Here is a 20,705-nt window from a genome sequence, read left to right as displayed (position 1 = left end):
CTTAGATTTGGTGTTTAGTTCCAGAGAGCTATCACCTATCAAACTTCACATCATCTCACTACGATAAGTCAACATCGGTTTAGCAATCATTTCTCCGGAAATAATTGTATATATTTCGACATTTTAACATAAGACGAAACATGATCTGTCATGATAAAATAGTTTGTTAGTAGGCAGTAATGTGTCATTTTTTTATCAAGTCTGTTTTCATGAACTTTGTTGCTTTTAAGTAACTTAAATTGTAGACAGTACTTATAAAATGGTAGATTACTGCCTATCACATATAAATAAGATAATGGGGAGTGTTTGCTATGAGAGAACATTTTAAGGAAAAGCTCGCACTTCTTCCTGATCAACCTGGCTGTTATATAATGAAAGATAGACAAGGGACAGTTATATATGTTGGGAAGGCAAAGGTATTAAAAAACCGTGTTAGATCTTATTTCACAGGTTCTCACGATGCTAAAACATTACGATTAGTCAATGAAATTGTTGATTTTGAATATATCATTACATCTTCTAATCTTGAAGCACTCATTTTAGAATTAAATCTGATTAAAAAATATGACCCAAAATATAATGTCATGCTCAAGGATGATAAAACATATCCGTTTATTAAAATTACAAATGAGCGTCATCCTCGATTACTTGTAACTCGAAAAGTGAACAAAGATAAAGCAAAATATTTTGGTCCTTATCCCAATGTTTTTTCTGCACGAGAAACAATCAAGCTATTAGATCGATTATATCCATTACGAAAGTGTTCTACATTACCTGACAGAGCTTGTTTGTATTATCATATGGGACAATGTCTGGCACCTTGTGTGAAAGACGTTTCAGAGGAAACAAATCGTCAAATGGTTGAAGAAATAGCTAAGTTTCTTAATGGCGGATTTAAAAAAATTAAAGAAGAGTTATCTGAGAAGATGGGGAAAGCATCTGAGGAATTAGATTTTGAACGAGCTAAAGAATATCGCGACCAAATTCTTCATATTGAAGCCACAATGGAAAAACAAAAAATGACATTAAATGATTTTGTTGATCGTGATGTGTTTGGTTATGCATATGACAAAGGCTGGATGTGTGTACAAGTATTTTTTATTCGTCAAGGAAAACTAATTGAGCGTGATGTATCATTGTTTCCCATCTATGATAGTCCAGAGCAGGAATTTTTAACATTTCTTGGACAGTTTTATTCAAAATCAAGTCACTTTGTTCCCAAAGAGATTGTACTACCTGACAGCATTGAGGTTGATGTGATCGAGCAACTGCTAGAGGTATCAACAATTCAACCGAAAAGAGGGAAGAAGAAGGATTTAATACTACTTGCCCATAAGAATGCAAAAAATGCACTTGTAGAAAAATTTGCTCTTATAGAAAGAGACGAAGAAAGAACAATTAAAGCTGTTGAAAATTTAGGAGACATTTTAGGAATAGCAACACCACATCGTATTGAGGCTTTTGATAATTCTAATATTCAAGGAACAGATCCAGTGTCTGCAATGATTGTGTTTGAAGATGGTAAACCTGCTAAAAAGCATTATCGTAAATATAAAATTAAGGGTGTTGAAGGTCCTGATGATTATGAATCAATGAGAGAGGTTGTAAGGAGACGTTACAGCCGTGTGTTAAAGGATGAACTACCTTTACCAGACTTAGTGATCATTGATGGTGGAAAAGGGCATTTAGCAGCAGCACAGGATGTATTAGTTAATGAATTAACACTTGATATCCCAGTTGTTGGACTTGTTAAGGATGATAAACATCGTACATCAGAGCTTTTAATAGGATCTCCTCCAGAGTTTATACAATTAGAGAGGAATAGTCAGGAGTTTTATCTTTTACAGCGAATTCAAGATGAGGTTCATCGATTTGCCATTACATTCCACAGGCAGTTGCGGGGAAAAACAGCTTTTCAATCAATCTTAGATGATATTCCTGGAGTGGGTGCACAAAGAAAGAAATTGTTATTGAAGCATTTTGGTTCGTTAAAAAAGATGAAGGAAGCTAGCTTGGATGACTTTATTGAGGCAGGAATGCCCAATAGTCTTGCAAGTACGATATACGAATATTTAAAGGAGTAGCAGTTAGATAAAAATGTGCTTGCATGCATAATAGAAGTCTGATAATCTAGTAAGTAATTTGATATATGATCGTTAGTTTGTTAAATGAAGGTAGAGGTGCGAACATTATTAGTAACCTGCTTGAGGAGAAATGGTTTCCGATGAAGGCTGGTGAAAGGAATATTCGCCGAAGTGATTAAAGCACCATTTGTTTTAATTGCTGGTTTTACATTTAAAAAATGTAAAATTGTCAAGAGTTTTTATATTCTTGGAGAGCTATCTCATTGTAAAGAACGAATTTATTTTTTCGTTTTAAAAGCAATGGGGTATTTTTTATCCCATTGCTTTTTTTATTGCACTTTTTAAGCTTCTAAAATCCTTTAAGAACATATGGAGAATGGACGTTTAGCAGGTTTATTGTGATAACTTTGGGCGCTACCTTTAGCAGACAATGATCGATTATCTAGGCTCTTTTCTGAAAAATTGTTGCTATGTAATCAAAACAGTGTCAAAGCAACAAAGTTTGAGAAAACAGCCATCATCTAAAACAATTGAAGGGTGAGGTTACTCATGAGTATAATCGTTCAAAAATTTGGTGGTACTTCTGTTGGTTCAGTTGAAAGAATTCTAAATGCGGCAAATCGAATTATTCAAGAAAAAGAAAATGGTAATGATGTTGTGATTGTCGTTTCAGCAATGGGGAAATCCACTGATCAGTTAGTTGATTTAGCAGCTCAAATTACTGCGAAGCCAAGTAAAAGAGAAATGGATATGTTGCTGACCACAGGTGAGCAAATAACGATCTCACTGCTTACTATGGCACTAACGGAAAAGGGATATGATGCAGTGTCCTTTACAGGCTGGCAGGCCGGAATTGAAACAGAAGCTGCTCACGGTAATGCGAGAATAACTAATATTAATACAGACAGAATTAAAAATGAATTAACAAAAGGTAAAATTATCGTTGTAGCTGGTTTCCAAGGAATCTCAAGTGATCAACAAATTACAACATTGGGGCGTGGCGGATCAGACACTACTGCTGTAGCTTTAGCAGCTGCACTAAAAGCAGATAAATGTGATATCTACACAGATGTTACTGGTGTTTTTACAACAGATCCTAGATTTGTCAAAGAAGCAAGAAAACTAGCTGCTATTTCATATGATGAGATGCTTGAGTTGGCTAATTTAGGAGCGGGTGTGTTACATCCTCGTGCTGTGGAATTTGCAAAAAATTACAATGTGCCGTTAGAAGTTCGTTCTAGTATGGTAAACGAGCGTGGAACAATTATTGAGGAGGCAACAAACATGGAGCAAAATTTAGTCGTAAGAGGAATTGCATTTGAAGATCAAGTAACAAGAGTATCTGTTTTAGGATTACCTAATGAACTAACAACATTATCAACAATTTTTTCAACTTTGGCTAAAAATGGTCTGAATGTAGATATTATAATTCAAAACACAACAAGTGATGATCGGACATCAATATCCTTCTCTGTTAAAACGAGTGACTTAGAAGATACGATAACCATTCTAGAGCAACATAAGTCTGTATTACAATATGAAAAAGTTGAATCAGAAACTGGGTTAGCAAAAGTATCAATTGTTGGTTCTGGTATGGTATCAAATCCAGGTGTTGCTGCTGAGATGTTTGACGTATTAGCAAATGAAGGTATAGCTATCAAAATGGTAAGTACTTCTGAAATTAAAGTTTCAACTGTTATTGATCAAGCTCATATGGTGAATGCTGTAGATATCCTTCATAATGCTTTTGAGCTATCTAAAGTAGCGGTTATTGTATAAACTTCCTTATAATTTTTAGCTTTATTAATGCATATGTAGTAAAACATAGGGGCTTTTAAGAAAAGCCCCTTGTTTTTAAGGAAATTAAAGTTTTCGTTCACTTCTTTTTCCAATTGAGTTTTCTTCAGCTTGAATCGGATCTTTTTGATCCCACTTTACTGTAAAAACAGCTTTATTTGCTCGTTTTTTTAATTGTTCATATGTTTCAGTTATTTGATTATTTAAAGTTTGAAGTTGTTCAGCAATAAAACCAGCTTCCATTTGAAATGTATGCTCGTTTGATTTTTTAAAACGAATGGAGATAAGCTCTCCACTTAGCTCAAATTCCATTTCAGTCTTTTTATTATGTACTAGTGAAAGATTTCCCCATCCAGCTTTTTCAAAAAATGCTGTTAATTCATCTAGTGATGAAACAGGATATTTGCGAGCTAATGCTTTTCCTGCCCAGTAAAGCATTTGAGGATGGTCTTGTCCTAGTATATCAGGAATAAGGACTTCTCTTAATAATTCAAAACCAAATGCAGGAACTGAGATATCTTGTAGTTCTTCTAAGTTAATGATTGTAGATTGTTTATTCACGATATTCCCCTCTTTCTTCGTTTATTATATAACAACATACTTGTTGAAACACATGTAATATTAAGTAAAATGATATGAAAGGCTAATTTTGGATTCACTACCGCTTGAATAAATTGATATAGTTTATGGATCAAATGAGTGGTACGAGAAAGATTTCTATTGCAAGGAAAATTAAGGTACTTGAGGGAAAAGAGGCTTTCTATACTTGCTTGAATTTTAAGTATACTGATAAAATAAATTTTATAAGGATTAGTTATTTTTCAAAAAATTTTAATTTATGAACGCGTTTTCTTGACGCTAATTCTTTATGGGAGTAAAATGTATTTGTCACAAATTTATCTCGAATAACATACAGATGGGATTTTAATAGTCTGTAAGTTTGATTCCAATAGTCTATTTTCTAACATTCACTAAAAGACCATCAGTGATAAAGGTAAATTTTATTAGGAAAGAATTATTGGATTGAGAATTGTATTTGTTTTTGAATCGTGAGCGCATTATTGATACTAGGGGGTAAGTACATGGCTGGAAACCGAGAGTTTATGAATCGTAGACTGCACTCATTATTGGGAGTAATTCCGGTAGGGATCTTTTTGATTCAGCATTTAGTTATTAACCATTTTGCAACAAGAGGTGCTGAAGCGTTTAATGAAGCTGCACATTTTATGGAAATGCTTCCATTTAGGTATGTATTAGAAATTGTCATTATCTTTCTACCACTTCTCTACCATGCTATTTACGGAGTTTACATCGCATTTACAGCAAAGAACAATGTGAGTAACTATGGATATTTACGAAACTGGCTATTTATGTTACAGCGTGTTTCAGGGGTAGTTACATTTATATTTATTGCTTGGCATGTATGGGAAACAAGAATTGCAGCTGCACTAGGGGCAGAAGTAAACTATGACATGATGGCTTCCATTTTAAGTAGTCCATTTATGCTAGCATTCTATTTAATCGGAGTTATCTCTACTATTTTCCATTTTGCTAATGGACTATGGTCATTTGCAGTAAGCTGGGGAATTACTGTTACTCCTCGCTCACAAGTTATTTCCACATATGTAACTCTAGCAATCTTTATTGCTCTTTCATATGTTGGTGTTCGCGCAATTTTCGCATTCGTATAATCCAGAAATAGCTATAAAAGGGAGTGGGGTTAATGAGTAAAAGTAAAATTATCGTTGTCGGTGGCGGATTAGCTGGTTTAATGGCAACAATTAAAGCTGCTGAAGCAGGTGTTCAGGTAGATTTATTTTCATTAGTACCTGTTAAAAGATCTCACTCAGTGTGTGCACAGGGTGGAATTAATGGTGCAGTAAATACAAAGGGTGAAGGAGATTCACCTTGGGAACATTTTGATGATACAGTTTATGGTGGAGATTTCTTAGCGAATCAACCACCAGTTAAAGCTATGACAGAAGCAGCACCAGCAATCATTCACCTATTAGACCGAATGGGTGTAATGTTTAATCGTACACCAGAAGGGTTACTTGACTTTAGACGCTTTGGTGGAACTCAGCATCATCGTACAGCCTTTGCAGGTGCAACAACAGGACAACAGCTTCTTTATGCATTAGACGAGCAAGTTAGACGTTATGAAGTAGCTGGCCTTGTTACTAAATATGAAGGATGGGAATTCCTGGGTGCCGTTATTGATGATGATAATGTGTGTCGAGGCATCACATCGCAAAATTTAACATCTATGAAAATTGAGTCATTTAGAGCAGATGCAGTAATTATGGCAACTGGTGGACCTGGAATTATTTTCGGGAAATCAACAAATTCTGTTATCAATACAGGATCTGCTGCTTCTATTGTTTACCAACAAGGAGTTTATTATGCAAATGGTGAGTTCATACAAATTCATCCAACAGCAATACCAGGAGATGACAAGCTTAGATTAATGAGTGAATCAGCTCGTGGGGAAGGTGGACGAGTTTGGACATATAAAGATGGTAAGCCGTGGTATTTCCTTGAGGAAAAATATCCTGCTTATGGAAACCTTGTTCCTCGTGATATTGCTACACGTGAAATTTTTGATGTATGTGTAGAGCAAAAGCTAGGTATTAACGGAGAAAACATGGTGTATCTAGATTTATCTCATAAAGATCCGAAAGAGCTTGATATTAAGCTTGGTGGTATCATTGAAATATATGAAAAATTCATGGGTGATGATCCACGTAAAGTTCCGATGAAAATCTTCCCTGCAGTTCACTATTCAATGGGTGGATTATGGGTTGATTATGACCAAATGACGAACATTCCTGGTTTGTTTGCAGCCGGAGAGTGTGACTATTCTATGCACGGTGCAAATCGTCTAGGAGCTAATTCACTTCTTTCTGCTATATACGGAGGAATGGTAGCTGGACCTAATGCTGTTAAGTATATAAACGGTCTTGAAAAGAGTGCTGAGGATTTATCATCTTCTGTGTTTGATAACCATGTTAAACAGGAAGAAGATAAATGGAACAACATTATGAATTTAGACGGTAAAGAAAATGCTTATGTAATCCACAAGGAATTAGGAGAGTGGATGACTGACAATGTAACTGTTGTGAGACATAATGATAAGCTTCTAAAGACAGATGAGAAAATTCAAGAGCTAATTGAAAGATTTGATAACATTAATATCAATGACACAGCGAAATGGAGTAATCAAGGTGCTGCATTTACTCGTCAATTGAAAAATATGCTACATTTATCACGAGTGGTTACACTTGGTGCTTATAATCGTAATGAAAGTCGTGGAGCACATTATAAACCAGATTTCCCTGAGAGAAATGACGAAGAATGGTTAAAAACAACAATGACTAAATTTACAGGGAATCTTACAGCTCCAGAATTTACGTATGATGATGTAGATGTGTCTTTAATTAAACCACGTAAGCGAGATTATTCTAAAAGCAAAAAGGGGGATAAATAATGAGCGAGAATAAAGTAGTTCAGTTTGTTATTACCCGTCAAGATTCGCCTGAAGCAGCTCCTTATGATGAGAAATTTGAGATTCCTTACCGTCCTAATATGAATGTTATTTCGGCATTAATGGAAATACGCCGAAATCCAGTCAATTCAGCTGGTAAGGAAACAACACCTATTAACTGGGATATGAACTGTCTTGAAGAAGTATGTGGTGCTTGTTCTATGGTTATTAACGGCAAACCACGTCAATCATGTACAGCACTTGTTGATCAGCTTGAGCAGCCTATTCGCCTTGAGCCAATGCGTACCTTCCCAGTTGTTCGTGATTTACAGGTTGATCGTAAGCGTATGTTTGATTCTCTTAAGAAGGTTAAAGCATGGGTACCAATTGATGGTACGTACGATTTAGGACCAGGACCTCGTATGCCAGAGAAAAAACGTCAATGGGCTTATGAATTATCGAAATGTATGACATGTGGTGTATGTTTAGAGGCATGTCCTAACGTTAATAGTAAATCTAACTTCATTGGACCTGCTCCATTATCTCAAGTGCGTTTATTCAATGCACATCCAACAGGTGAGATGAATAAATCAGAGCGTTTAGAGTCGATTATGGGTGATGGTGGATTAGCGAATTGTGGTAACTCACAAAACTGTGTGCAATCTTGTCCGAAGGGAATCCCTTTAACAACTTCAATTGCTGCACTAAACCGTGATACTGCTATACAGTCATTCCGTAATTTCTTTGGTAGTGACCAAGGATAAGAATATATGTTTAGAAAATGAGGCTGACCTTATATGAATTTGGGTCAGCCTTTTTATGTGCATTTGATTATTCTGATTTATTATTTAGGTTTAAATTAGTAAAAGTAAATTCCCTATAATGATGAACAATGTTTTCACTTTTTACATACTTTGAAGAAAAGGCTGTTACTTTCACAATTTTATATCAATATAGTTGGAGAAATGATTGTACATAGCATGGTACCTTCAAAGTGATAAACCACAGCTGCTATGGATGTTTAGTTAGATTTTGAACAATATTGTAAATGAATAGTGATTACTAACACTTTCATTTAAATTTAGGGAGAGACTTTTTAGTGAGGAACAATGTGTGCAGATGTATTAAATGGAAATCGGAGAATGTTCGTATACTAAAAAGGATAACTAATAGCTTATTTTATACAACAGTAGAAATTGGACGCAGTAATGCAACTTTTCCTATAAGTATTCTGTCACAGTAGTTCTCATTAGCACATAGTATATGTTGACTAAATATATTATACCCATCTGGTAGATCAGCTCTCACCTTAGCAAGGAGGGTTACAATACTTGAAAGAGAAAGAATTTCAATCAAAACCACTACTCACGAAAAGAGAGAGAGAAGTTTTCGAATTGTTAGTTCAAGATAAGACAACTAAGGAAATTGCTAGTGAGCTCTTCATAAGTGAAAAAACGGTTCGAAATCACATCTCGAATGCGATGCAAAAGCTTGGTGTTAAGGGACGTTCTCAGGCGGTTGTTGAGCTCCTTCGAATGGGTGAACTAGAGCTCTAATCAAAACCGGCTATCCTTTTAAGTAAAGGGAGCCGGTTATATTTATTTTATATTATTATATGTAACTTGCATTTTATTAAAAAAACAGGGAAAATAGCTAGTGAAATATATAAGTAAAATGTTAGTGAGGGTTTATAAGTGACAATAGAACGTGCAGATGTTACGAATGAAACAGTAGCTGATCTTGAAAAGGCACTTCGTCATATTTCAGCTATTATAAAGCAAAAGGGTCGAGAAATATTAAGCGACTATAGCATCACACCACCGCAATTTATTGCTCTACAATGGCTATGGGAAAATGGTGACTTAACAATTGGTGAGCTTTCGAATAAAATGTTTTTAGCTTGTAGTACAACAACTGATTTAGTGGATAGAATGGAGAAGAATGAGCTTGTTGTTCGAGTTAAAGATCCTCATGATCGAAGAGTGGTCCAAATACATTTATTAAAAGAAGGCGAACGTATAATAGAAGAAGTAATTGAAAAACGTCAAAATTATTTAAGAGATAAGCTTGTTAATTTTGAAGATAAAGAAATTGTATTGCTTGAAAGGTCATTAATAAAGCTACAGCATGATATGAGAGAAGAATGAGGCGATAATTTGAAAAGACCGATTGGTGTTATTGATTCTGGAGTGGGTGGTTTAACAGTCGCAAAAGAAATCATGAGACAGTTACCAAAAGAAGAGATCATCTATTTAGGTGATACAGCTCGTTGTCCTTATGGACCAAGAGAAGCTGATGAAGTTCTTCGGTTTACTTGGGAAATGACGAACTACTTACTTGAACATCATCATATAAAAATGCTGGTAATTGCATGTAACACAGCAACAGCTATTGCACTTCAAGAAATTCAGGACACAATAGATATTCCGGTTATCGGAGTTATTTTACCAGGAGCTAGAACAGCTATAAAAGTAACTAAAAATGATCATATTGGTGTAATTGGAACAGTTAATACAATTAAGAGTGCAGCATATGAAACAGCTCTTAAAACGTTAAACAATGGATTAAGTGTTGAAGGATTAGCTTGTCCAGAATTTGTACCTCTTGTTGAGAGTGGCAATTTTGAAGGTCAAAAGGCAAACGATATTGTTGAGAATTCTTTGGTTAGCTTTAAGCAAAGTAATATTGATACACTTATTTTAGGATGCACACATTATCCAATCTTACAAAAGCAAATAGAAGAATATATGGGACAAGCAGTAAAAATCATCTGTTCAGGAGATGAAACGGCTAGAGAAGTGAGTACGATATTGTCGTTTAAAAAGTTACTCAATCAAGATACTAGTCAAAAAGAACATAAATTTCTGACAACAGGTCCTAAGCAACTATTTGAAAAGATTGCCTCTAAATTATTTGAACAACCGATCCTACATGTAAAGTCGATATCGTTAGAATCTACTAAAAACTATTAATATGATTATTATAAAAAGTACCGTGTGTAATAGCACTGTGCTTTTATTTATTTACGCTAATTTTCTGTTCTCTAAAAGTTTGTACAAAAAATCGGTCTAATTTGAATAATAGCTCGTATACATAGTAGTACAAACTGCCTTTGGAGGGATTGGAAATGATTAAATACAACAAACAGATTGCTGTTACTGTTCTTGCTTCATCTATGTTACTATCTGGTTGTGGTTTATTTGATGCAGATAAAGCAACAAAGGAAATTGATCCACCACAGGATGTAACCTTTACGGAAGATGGGGAACTTATTGAGGGTGAAGGAACAGCTGTAGGAGAAGATGGAAAAGAGGATGCTGCAGTAGAAACAATTTCTAGTCAATTGTTTTTATTTGATAAAAGTGGTTTTGTTGTGCCTTATACAATGAATTTGCCTAAAACAGACAGTATTGCTAAACAATCTTTAGAATATTTAGTTGAAGGTGGGCCTGTTTCTAATGTACTACCAAATGGGTTTAAAGCTGTATTACCTCAAGATACTATAGTGCTAGGAGTAAATATTAAAGAAGATGGCACAGCAATTGCAGATTTCTCTAAAGAGTTTAACAATTATAACAAAGAGGATGAAGCAAAAATTCTTCAAGCTATTACTTGGACATTGACTCAATTTGATTCAGTGAAAAAAGTGAAGATTTGGGTGAATGGACATGAACAAAAGGAAATGCCTGTTAATAGTACGCCAATAGGTGAAGGTGTTAGTAGAGCTGATGGAATTAACCATGATTCAAGTGACATTGTTGATATAACGAATACTCATCCTTTAACTGTTTATTATATGTCAGAGTCTGATGGTCAGCAATATTATGTACCTGTAACAAAACGAGTGAGTAACGAAAAAACAGATCCAATTGTATCAGCAGTAGAAGAGCTTGTAGAGGGTCCTTCACAATCTTTAGGTTTAATGAGTGATTTTCAAGAAGGCGTAAAGCTGCTAAGTGCACCAAAATATGCTGATGGAAAAGTTACTCTTGATTTTAATGAATCTATTTATGGTAGTTTTGATGAAGAACAAAAAATTGTTTCATCTCAAGCACTTCAATCACTTGTTTTAACATTAACAGAGCAACAGGGAATTGAAAGTGTTGCAGTTACAGTTAATGGAAAGGCAGAGTTAATTAACGAAAACGGTGAAAAACTAACAGAACCTGTAACAAGACCAGCAAAAGTAAATACAGGTAGTTTTTAATTTACTTGTTTTTGATATACTATATAGAGGGTAAAGAGAGGTATGCTTATAAAAAGCTACCTCTTATTTAATTTTTATTGCAATATTGAATCCAAAGATTAATCCAAACCCAATTACGGTCTTGAGAAGCTGATGACTATTGTAGTTTTTTTGAACACCATGATCTGTAATTTCACTAATTTGTTTTAATCAATTGTTAGATTTAATAGTGCGAGACATACATATAAAAACAAATTGAATTTTTGGAGGAATTTAAATGAGACATGATGGAAGACGTGATGATGAGTTAAGAAAAGTTGATATTCGTAAGGATTTTGTTATTCATCCAGAAGGCTCGGTTTTAATATCCGTAGGTGAAACGAAAGTAATATGTAACGCTAGTATTGAGGACAGAGTTCCTCCATTTATGCGTGGTGAGGGTAAAGGGTGGATCACTGCAGAATATTCTATGCTCCCTAGAGCAACAGAACAACGAACAATTAGAGAATCATCTAAAGGTAAGATAACAGGACGTACAATGGAAATACAGCGTTTAATTGGGAGAGTATTACGTTCAGTTGTGAACTTAAAAGAGCTTGGTGAAAGAACGATTTGGATCGACTGCGATGTGATTCAAGCTGATGGTGGAACAAGAACAGCATCAATAACTGGTGCGTATGTGGCCATGACAATTGCACTTGGAAAATTACTTGATGAAGGTAAATTGAAGACTTTACCTATAACTGATTATCTTGCAGCAGTTTCAGTAGGTGTTGATCGGGAGCATGGTGAAATATTAGACCTGAATTATAAAGAAGATTCAAAAGCGGAAGTGGACATGAATATTATTATGACTTCTCAGGGAGAACTTGTTGAAGTACAAGGAACTGGAGAGGAAGCAACATTTACACGTCAACAATTAAATAATATGCTCGATTTGGCGGAAAATGGCATTAAGTCACTTATTGAAATTCAAAAAGAAGCACTTGGAGATCTTTCCCTAATTGTTGAAGAAAATATAAAAAAGCAGGGCGAAAACAAGTGAACAAAATAATTATTGCAACAAAAAATAAAGGTAAAGTAAACGAATTTGAAGCATTGCTAGCTCCTTTAGGTTATCAAGTACAATCTCTTTTAGATTATCCTGATGCAATAGATGTTGAAGAAACAGGTAGTACGTTTGAAGCTAACGCAATATTAAAAGCAGAAGCTATTTCAAAGCAATATGGGATGGTAACAATAGCTGATGATTCAGGTTTAGAAGTTGACTATTTAAATGGTCAACCAGGTGTTTACTCAGCACGTTATGCTGGTACTGACAAAAGTGATCAAGCTAATATGGAAAAGGTACTGAAAGAATTAAGTGCTATTACTGAATTGGAAAAACGATCAGCTAGATTCATCTGTGCATTAGCATTGTCTACCCCTGGACATGTTGTTCAAACTGTAAGAGGGGCATGTGAAGGCTTTATAGCTGAAACCCCAACAGGTGAAAATGGCTTTGGTTATGATCCTATTTTTATTTTGCAAAATTCAAATAAAACGATGGCACAGCTTTCTAAAGAAGAAAAAAATAAAGTTAGTCATCGCTCAGATGCACTTAAGAAGCTTATCGAACTGATAAGCTAAATTAAATAAGGCGGGGAATTTCATGAAGGTTTTACTATTAAGTGATAGTCATGGTTTAACTTCAGAAGTTGATATCATTAAAAAGAGACATGAGGATGAAGTGGAATTAATGCTACACTGTGGAGATTCAGAGTTATCTTCAACAAGTCCACAATTAAGTTCATTCAAAGGAGTAAAAGGAAATTGTGATTTTGGATCTGATTTACCAAATGAAATAATTGAAGATCTAAATGGCCAAACGCTTTATATGACACATGGACATTTATACAATGTAAAAGTTACCCTTATGAGCTTGAAATATCGAGCAGAAGAGGTAAATGCTAAGATTGTTTGCTATGGACACTCTCATGTTGCTGCTGCTGAATTAATTGATGGGATTTTATTTATCAATCCGGGTAGTATTAGGCTTCCAATACAACGGAGACAGAAAACCTATGTAATAATTGAAGTTGAGGATTCTCATGCAAATGTTAAATTTTTTGATGTAAGCGGAGAAGAGATACAAGAATTGTCAAATGATTTTATGATCTAGTGGCTGTTTTAATGCTTGGTTGTGGATCTTTTACCGTTTCTACCTGGGTGAAAGTGTAGTTCGTTTTCTCCCAGGTAAATAAGTTTTAAAAACAATTTAATAAAAATTCTTTAAAGTATTGACTTTTATATGAAGGAGAAATATAATAATAAATGTCGATGAAAATCATCAGATATTAATAAGGCAATATTAAATGTCCCAGTAGCTCAGCTGGATAGAGCAACGCCCTTCTAAGGCGTCGGTCGGGAGTTCGAATCTCTCCTGGGACGCCACATATTACATACTCAAACCTTCTATTGGAAAAATAGAAGGTTTTTTTGTTGATCTAAACCGAAAACTAAAAAGTGCATGAAACTATACTTATTTGGATGTCCTATGTTTGGTTGAATATTTCATGTTAGATTTTATGCCAAGTTTGTTTTCTTGTTGCCCATTCAGTTGTAATATATGGATATCAGAATTCTGTTTTGTGTATTCTTTTATTACCCCAAAGAAATCCCTCAATATAATTCCATTATCTGCAATTCTCCACACGTGCGGATTTTAAAAAATTCTTTATTTTTTTAAAAATAGAGCTCTTCCCATCATACCAACAATGAAAGCGTATACAAAATAATCAATAAATCTAAATAGTCAAATAATTCGTAAAACACTGTTGACACTTAGATTTATTGAGCGTAATATAAGTTCAAATAAAGTTATACGAACATTTGAAAAAGTGTAGAAAATTCTTTGAAGTAAAAGTTTTCTTTTAACTATCATAATGTTCAATGATCTAACAGATCCAACTTATATAAAGGAAGGCGTGCTCTTATGGGTGATCAGTGGATCTTTCTAAACGATGATTTTGTAAAGAAAGAAGATGCAAAAATATCAGTTTATGATCACGGTTTTTTATATGGTGATGGAGTATTTGAAGGAATACGAGTTTACAGTGGGAATATATTTCGGATGAAGGAACATATGGACCGATTATATCAATCAGCTAAATCAATTTTGTTAACTATTCCATACACACAAGATGAACTCACAGAATTAGTCGTTAAAACTGTTGAAAAAAATGGTTTAAGCGATGCGTATATTCGGTTAGTTGTCTCTCGTGGAACAGGTGACTTAGGTTTAGATCCTTATAACTGTAAACGAGCAAATACGGTAATTATCGTTGAGCCACTTTCAATTTTCCCTAAACATCTTTATGAGACCGGGATTGACATTGTGACAGTTGCTACAAGGAGAAACAGACCTGATGTCTTAAGTCCAAAGGTTAAATCTCTAAATTATTTGAACAATGTGTTAGTTAAGATTGAAGCACATTTAGCAAACGTAAGTGAAGCGTTAATGTTAAATGATCAAGGTTATGTTGCAGAGGGATCTGCTGATAACGTCTTTATTTTTAAAAACGGGAGGTTATTAACGCCCCCTGGATATATAGGTGCTCTTGAAGGAATTACACGTAATGCGATCATTGATATTGCGAAAGAAATGGATTACGAGGTATGTGAAGAGCCATTTACTCGACATGATGTTTATACAGCTGAAGAGGTTTTCTTAACTGGAACAGCCGCAGAAGTAATTGCTGTAGTAAAAGTGGATGGTCGAATCATTGGTGAAGGAATACCAGGTGAACAAACCAAGAAGCTTTTGGAGGCATTTCGTAAAAAAGTTGTTAAAGAAGGCGTTAAGGTGGAGAATATCCCACAAAATCTTCATGTAAGCTAACAGCTATCATATAGTAAAACGATGAAGAGGATAAGTAGTCTTTGGTCAAGTATCTACAGAGAGCCGGTAAAGGTGGAAGCCGGTGATACTCCCATAGGTGAACTCACCTCTGAGTGTTAATCCGAATTTTTAGTAGGATTGACCGAGTCCCATTCTTCGGTACTCGTTACAAAAGGGAACAGGTTATCTGTTCGTAAGGTGGTCATATGATTTGACCATGAAGAAGGGTGGTACCGCGAAAAGTTTATTAACCTTTTTGCCCCTTTGGCACACAAAATAATGTGGAGTCTTATGAGGGGTGGGAAGGTTTTTTATATGCAGTTTATATCAAAAAAAACAAAGGCTAAGAGCCTGCTAAGGGAGGAAAGAAAATGGGTACAAATGTACAGTTGAATAACTCAGCTGCCAAATGTACAAACACAATGTCGGGGTCTTTGATGCTAATAGAAGCACTTAAGCAGGAAAAGGTAGAGGTAATTTTCGGATATCCTGGTGGTGCTGTTTTACCAATCTATAATAGTCTTTATGATTCAGGAGTGTTTCACGTATTATCCCGACATGAACAAGGAAGTATACACGCTGCTGAAGGATATGCACGTGTTTCTGGAAAGCCTGGTGTTGTTATCGCAACAAGTGGACCAGGTGCGACAAATTTAGTGACTGGCTTAACAGATGCAATGATTGATTCCTTACCATTGGTTGTTTTTACAGGTCAAGTTGCAACATCTGTGATTGGATCAGATGCTTTCCAAGAAGCTGACATTATAGGAATTACAACTCCTATCACGAAACATAACTACCAAGTTCGTGAAGTAAGTGAACTTCCTAGAATTATAAAAGAAGCATTTCATATTGCGACTACAGGCAGACCAGGTCCTGTCTTAATAGATATTCCAAAAGACATTGCAATATTTGAAGGTGAATTTAGTTATGATATGCCTGTTAATCTACCAGGCTATCAACCAAATAGTGAACCGAATTATTTACAAATTCGTAAATTAGTAGAAGCAGTAAGTAGAGCGAAAAAGCCAGTAATTTTAGCTGGTGCAGGTGTTTTACATGCTGATGCATCTAATGAACTAACAAAATTTGCGGAGCAACAGCAAATTCCAGTTGCTAATACACTTCTTGGATTAGGAGGCTTTCCATCTGATCATCCATTGTTTTTAGGAATGGCTGGTATGCATGGAACGTACTCAGCAAATATGGCACTTTATGACTGTGACTTATTAATTAGTGTTGGTGCAAGGTTTGATGATCGTGTAACAGGTAATTTAGAGCATTTTGCCAAAAAAGCAACGATTGCCCATATTGATATCGATCCTGCTGAAATTGGGAAAAATGTACCGACGGCAATCCCGATTGTAGGTGACGCAAAGCTTGCTTTAGAGCAACTAATAAAGCAGGATGGCAAACAAGGTGATAATGAAGAATGGAATGAACTTGTTTCATCTAATAAAAAGGAATTTCCATTGGTTTATAAAGAAAGTGATACAGAATTAAAGCCTCAATATATTTTAGAGCTTATTCATAAATGGACGAATGGTGAAGCAATTGTAACTACCGATGTAGGGCAACACCAAATGTGGGCTGCACAATATTACAATTTTAATAATCCTAACAAATGGGTTACATCTGGTGGTTTAGGTACAATGGGATTTGGCTTACCATCAGCAATTGGTGCACAACTAGCAGATAGAGAAACACCAGTTGTTGCTATTTTAGGTGATGGTGGATTCCAAATGACACTGCAGGAATTGTCAGTAATTCATGAATTAAACCTACCTATTAAGATTGTTATCTTAAATAACGGTGCACTAGGTATGGTAAGACAATGGCAGGAGTTATTTTACGAAGAACGATACTCTCATTCTAAGTTTGTTACACAACCTGACTTCGTGAAAATCTCAGAAGCATACGGTATAACTGGTGTTCGTATTGAAAATAGTGAAGGTTGGGAAGAGAAGTTAAAGCAAGCCATCACTTCTAATGAGCCAGTATTACTAGATATTCATGTTGCTAAGGATGAAAACGTCTATCCAATGGTTGCTTCTGGCAAAGGGTTACATGAAATGGTAGGTGTGAAATTATGAAAAGAATTCTCTCTTTAACAGTTTTAAACCAAACTGGTGTTTTAAATAGAATTACAGGTTTATTTACAAAAAGGCATTACAATATTGAAAGCATCACTGTTGGTCATGCTGAAACAGAAGGTGTTTCTAGAATGACAGTTGTGGTAAATGTTTCAGAGGAAAAAGAAGTTGAACAAATTACAAAACAGCTCAATAAACAAATTGATGTATTAAAGGTAACGGATATTACTTCACAATCAATTGTTTCTAGAGAGCTTGCTTTAATAAAAGTAATGTCAACTGCTGCTACAAGGATGGAGCTTCAAGGTCTTATTCAACCATTTAGAGCATCAGTCATTGATGTTAGTCGTGAAAGTGTAGTTGTTCAAGTGACAGGAGAGCCTGAAAAAATTGAAGTTCTAATTGATTTATTAAAGCCTTATGGCATAAAAGAAATTGCTAGAACTGGTACAACTGCTTTTACTCGTGGAACTCAAAGAACAACCAAAGAAGTGCCAATTTCAATCGTCTAAATTCAGTTAGTAATCTTGCCTGAAACCAGGTTTAAAGATTCATATAAAGCAATAGATCTACTATAAAAATCATAAATCATATTAAGGGAGAGATTATACATGACAACAGTATATTATAACGGAGACGTAAACGAAGCAGCATTACAAGGGAAAAAAGTAGCAATCATTGGTTATGGTTCACAAGGTCATGCACATGCATTAAATTTAAAAGAAAGTGGAGTAGACGTAGTAGTTGGTGTACGTCAAGGTGGTTCTTTTAATAAAGCAGTTGAAGATGGTCATCATGTTGTAACAGTTGCTGAAGCAGCAGAGCTTGGAGATTTAGTAATGGTATTACTTCCAGATGAGCAACAAGCAAAGGTGTATGAAGCAGAAATTAAGCCTGGTTTAGAAGCTGGTAATTCATTAGTATTTGCTCATGGCTTCAATGTACATTTCAGCCAAATCGTACCACCAGCTGATGTTGATGTATTCCTAGTAGCTCCAAAAGGTCCAGGACACTTAGTAAGAAGAACATATGAGCAAGGTGCTGGAGTTCCTGCATTATTCGCAATCTATCAAGATGTTACTGGAACTGCAAAAGAAAAAGCATTAGCATACGCGAAAGGTGTAGGTTCAGCTCGTGCGGGTGTTCTTGAAACTACATTTAAAGAAGAAACAGAAACTGATTTATTCGGTGAGCAAGCAGTACTTTGTGGTGGTTTAACTTCATTAGTAAAAGCAGGATTCGAAACATTAGTTGAAGCTGGATACCAACCAGAAGTTGCCTATTTCGAATGTTTACATGAATTAAAGCTAATCGTTGATTTAATGTATGAAGATGGTATGGCAGGAATGAGATATTCAATTTCTGATACAGCACAATGGGGTGACTTTGTTTCAGGACCAAGAGTTGTAGACGGACGTTCTAAAGAAGCAATGAAAGAAGTATTAAAAGATATTCAAAATGGTAAATTTGCTAAAGATTGGATCTTAGAAAACCAAGCAAATCGTCCTCAATTCAATGCAATCAATAACAATGAAAATGAACATCAAATTGAAGTAGTTGGGAAAAAATTACGTGCAATGATGCCATTTGTAAAATCAAACCAAAAACAGAAAGAAGCGGTGAGTGTGAGTGCGAAAAATTAACCTATTTGATACAACGCTCCGTGATGGTGAGCAATCTCCTGGTGTGAACCTTAATGTAAAGGAAAAACTTGAGATTGCGAAACAGCTAGAAAAACTCGGAATGGACGTTATTGAAGCAGGATTTCCTGCTACATCAAAAGGTGATTTATTAGCAGTTCAAGAAATCGCAAAAACTGTAAAAAATAGTTCTGTAACAGGTCTTGCTCGCTCAGTTAAAGGAGATATTGATGCAGCGTGGGAAGCATTAAAATATGCAGAAGAACCTAGACTTCATGTGTTCTTAGCAACTTCTCCAATTCACAGAGAATATAAGTTGAAGAAAACAAAGGATCAGGTTATTTCAACAGCAGTTGATTCTGTTAAATATGCTGCTCAATTTTTCCCAATTATTCAATGGTCAGCGGAGGACGCTTGTCGAACTGAATTACCTTACCTAGCTGAGATTGTTGAACAGGTGATTGAAGCAGGTGCACACGTTATTAATATACCTGATACAGTTGGCTATATTACACCTAAGGAATACGGTGAAATTTTCACATATTTACGTGAAAATGTAAAAGGAATTGATAATATCATTCTATCAGCACACTGTCATGATGATTTAGGCATGGCAGTTGCTAACTCTCTATCAGCGATTGAACATGGTGCTGGTCAAATTGAGGGAACAATCAATGGAATTGGTGAAAGAGCAGGTAATGCAGCTCTAGAAGAAGTGGCAGTAGCTCTTCATATTAGAAGCGATTATTATAAAGCGAAAACAGGTTTATATTTGAAAGAAACAAAACGTTCAAGTGATCTTATTAGTAATCTAACGGGCATGGCTGTTCCTGGAAATAAAGCAGTTGTAGGTAAAAATGCCTTTGCTCATGAATCTGGAATCCATCAGGATGGTGTTTTAAAAGAAAAAACAACATACGAAATTATTTCACCAGATCTTGTTGGTGTATCTACAAATTCAATGGTTCTTGGGAAACACTCAGGTCGTCATGCGTTTAAAAATAGATTACAAGAATTAGGTTATGAGATTTCTGATGAAGAAGTGAATAAGTTATTCGTAGCATTTAAAGAATTAACAGAAAAGAAAAAAGAAATTTCTGATGATGATTTAAAAGCACTGTTAATTGAAGAGAAAGTGTCAAGTAAAGAAGCTGCCTACGAATTGAAGTCATTACAAGTTCAATACGGTACGGCACAGATTCCAACTGCAACTATTACGTTAACAAATGCAGATAATGAAATAATCCAGGAAGCAGCAACAGGAGCAGGAAGTGTTGAGGCAATCTATAACACACTAGAACGTTGTATTGGTCAAACAATTAACTTAGTTGATTATCGTATCCAATCAAATAGTGGTGGAAGAGATGCTCTTGCACAAGTATATGTAAAAATGCAAATTGGTGAACATGAAGCAAGTGGTAGAGGTATGGCGCAGGATGTTTTAGAAGCATCAGCTAAAGCTTATATCAATGCAGTTAACCGTATTGCATTGCTTTCTGAAATGCCAAATGAATTATTAGAAGCAAGTCTACTAAAATAAA

The 20,705-nt window shown here is 35.2% G+C and carries 18 protein-coding genes, 1 tRNA gene, 1 riboswitch and 1 other annotated feature; of the genes, 18 read left to right on the top strand and 1 reads right to left on the bottom strand.

Features of this window, described 5'->3' with window-relative positions; genetic code table 11:
* Positions 1–311 precede the first annotated feature (311 nt).
* Complete coding sequence (gene uvrC / locus FS935_RS13920; RefSeq protein ID WP_146949230.1) at positions 312–2,084, top strand: excinuclease ABC subunit UvrC; 1,773 nt, start codon at positions 312–314, stop codon at positions 2,082–2,084.
* Positions 2,085–2,167: 83 nt separating this feature from the next.
* Positions 2,168–2,350: riboswitch (Lysine riboswitch) on the top strand.
* Positions 2,351–2,633: 283 nt separating this feature from the next.
* Complete coding sequence (locus FS935_RS13915; protein ID WP_146949229.1) at positions 2,634–3,863, top strand: aspartate kinase; 1,230 nt, start codon at positions 2,634–2,636, stop codon at positions 3,861–3,863.
* Positions 3,864–3,947: 84 nt separating this feature from the next.
* On the opposite strand, the gene FS935_RS13910 is transcribed toward FS935_RS13915, so the two are convergent.
* On the bottom strand, positions 3,948–4,442 hold the full coding sequence (locus FS935_RS13910; RefSeq protein ID WP_146949227.1) for a YslB family protein: 495 nt from the start codon (positions 4,440–4,442) through the stop codon (positions 3,948–3,950).
* Positions 4,443–4,963: 521 nt separating this feature from the next.
* Between FS935_RS13910 and FS935_RS13905 the strand changes: the two genes are divergently transcribed.
* The 16 genes from FS935_RS13905 to FS935_RS13830 all read left to right on the top strand — a co-directional run bounded on the left by FS935_RS13905 (position 4,964) and on the right by FS935_RS13830 (position 20,704).
* Entirely contained in the window at positions 4,964–5,572 is a 609-nt protein-coding gene (locus FS935_RS13905; protein ID WP_146949226.1) for a succinate dehydrogenase cytochrome b558 subunit, read from the top strand.
* A gap of 32 nt (positions 5,573–5,604) precedes the next feature.
* Positions 5,605–7,368 carry a succinate dehydrogenase flavoprotein subunit gene (gene sdhA / locus FS935_RS13900; protein WP_146949224.1) on the top strand — a complete coding sequence of 588 codons (1,764 nt, stop codon included), beginning with the start codon at positions 5,605–5,607 and terminating at the stop codon, positions 7,366–7,368.
* On the top strand, positions 7,368–8,129 hold the full coding sequence (sdhB, locus tag FS935_RS13895) for a succinate dehydrogenase iron-sulfur subunit (protein WP_146949222.1): 762 nt from the start codon (positions 7,368–7,370) through the stop codon (positions 8,127–8,129). The genes sdhA and sdhB overlap by 1 nt, the downstream gene beginning before the upstream one ends.
* Positions 8,130–8,696: 567 nt before the next feature.
* Positions 8,697–8,921, top strand: a complete 225-nt coding sequence (gerE, locus tag FS935_RS13890; protein ID WP_003184172.1) for a spore germination transcription factor GerE — start codon at positions 8,697–8,699, stop codon at positions 8,919–8,921.
* 138 nt (positions 8,922–9,059) lie between these two features.
* On the top strand, positions 9,060–9,512 hold the full coding sequence (locus FS935_RS13885; RefSeq protein WP_439116656.1) for a MarR family winged helix-turn-helix transcriptional regulator: 453 nt from the start codon (positions 9,060–9,062) through the stop codon (positions 9,510–9,512).
* Positions 9,513–9,521: 9 nt separating this feature from the next.
* A complete protein-coding gene (racE, locus tag FS935_RS13880; protein WP_146949221.1) occupies positions 9,522–10,337 on the top strand; it encodes a glutamate racemase in 816 nt (271 codons plus the stop codon).
* A 155-nt stretch (positions 10,338–10,492) separates the two neighbouring features.
* Complete coding sequence (locus FS935_RS13875) at positions 10,493–11,572, top strand: GerMN domain-containing protein (protein ID WP_146949219.1); 1,080 nt, start codon at positions 10,493–10,495, stop codon at positions 11,570–11,572.
* A 256-nt stretch (positions 11,573–11,828) separates the two neighbouring features.
* Positions 11,829–12,596: a ribonuclease PH gene (gene rph, locus FS935_RS13870; protein WP_146949217.1), complete on the top strand. Its 768-nt coding sequence runs from the start codon at positions 11,829–11,831 to the stop codon at positions 12,594–12,596.
* Positions 12,593–13,180 (top strand): XTP/dITP diphosphatase, encoded by a 588-nt coding sequence (locus tag FS935_RS13865; protein ID WP_146949216.1) that lies wholly within the window; start codon positions 12,593–12,595, stop codon positions 13,178–13,180. Before rph ends, FS935_RS13865 begins: the two co-directional genes overlap by 4 nt.
* A 22-nt stretch (positions 13,181–13,202) precedes the next feature.
* Positions 13,203–13,712: a metallophosphoesterase family protein gene (locus FS935_RS13860; protein ID WP_146949214.1), complete on the top strand. Its 510-nt coding sequence runs from the start codon at positions 13,203–13,205 to the stop codon at positions 13,710–13,712.
* A gap of 195 nt (positions 13,713–13,907) precedes the next feature.
* Positions 13,908–13,984: transfer RNA gene (locus FS935_RS13855), tRNA-Arg, on the top strand.
* Between the two features lie 541 nt (positions 13,985–14,525).
* The gene (gene ilvE, locus FS935_RS13850) at positions 14,526–15,431 is read left to right on the top strand and encodes a branched-chain-amino-acid transaminase (protein ID WP_146949213.1); all 906 of its coding nucleotides are present in this window, start codon (positions 14,526–14,528) and stop codon (positions 15,429–15,431) included.
* 12 nt (positions 15,432–15,443) lie between these two features.
* Positions 15,444–15,698: a binding site (T-box leader), on the top strand.
* A gap of 104 nt (positions 15,699–15,802) precedes the next feature.
* Positions 15,803–17,524: an acetolactate synthase large subunit gene (gene ilvB / locus FS935_RS13845; protein WP_146949211.1), complete on the top strand. Its 1,722-nt coding sequence runs from the start codon at positions 15,803–15,805 to the stop codon at positions 17,522–17,524.
* Positions 17,521–18,036 (top strand): acetolactate synthase small subunit, encoded by a 516-nt coding sequence (gene ilvN / locus FS935_RS13840; RefSeq protein ID WP_146949209.1) that lies wholly within the window; start codon positions 17,521–17,523, stop codon positions 18,034–18,036. The genes ilvB and ilvN overlap by 4 nt, the downstream gene beginning before the upstream one ends.
* A 99-nt stretch (positions 18,037–18,135) precedes the next feature.
* Positions 18,136–19,167 carry a ketol-acid reductoisomerase gene (gene ilvC, locus FS935_RS13835; protein ID WP_146949208.1) on the top strand — a complete coding sequence of 344 codons (1,032 nt, stop codon included), beginning with the start codon at positions 18,136–18,138 and terminating at the stop codon, positions 19,165–19,167.
* On the top strand, positions 19,154–20,704 hold the full coding sequence (locus FS935_RS13830) for a 2-isopropylmalate synthase (RefSeq protein ID WP_146949206.1): 1,551 nt from the start codon (positions 19,154–19,156) through the stop codon (positions 20,702–20,704). The genes ilvC and FS935_RS13830 overlap by 14 nt, the downstream gene beginning before the upstream one ends.
* Position 20,705 lies beyond the last annotated feature (1 nt).

Origin of the sequence: Metabacillus litoralis (assembly GCF_007994985.1) — a bacterium.
In the GTDB taxonomy this organism is placed as follows: domain Bacteria; phylum Bacillota; class Bacilli; order Bacillales; family Bacillaceae; genus Metabacillus; species Metabacillus litoralis.
This window is presented reverse-complemented; position numbering and strand designations above follow the sequence as displayed.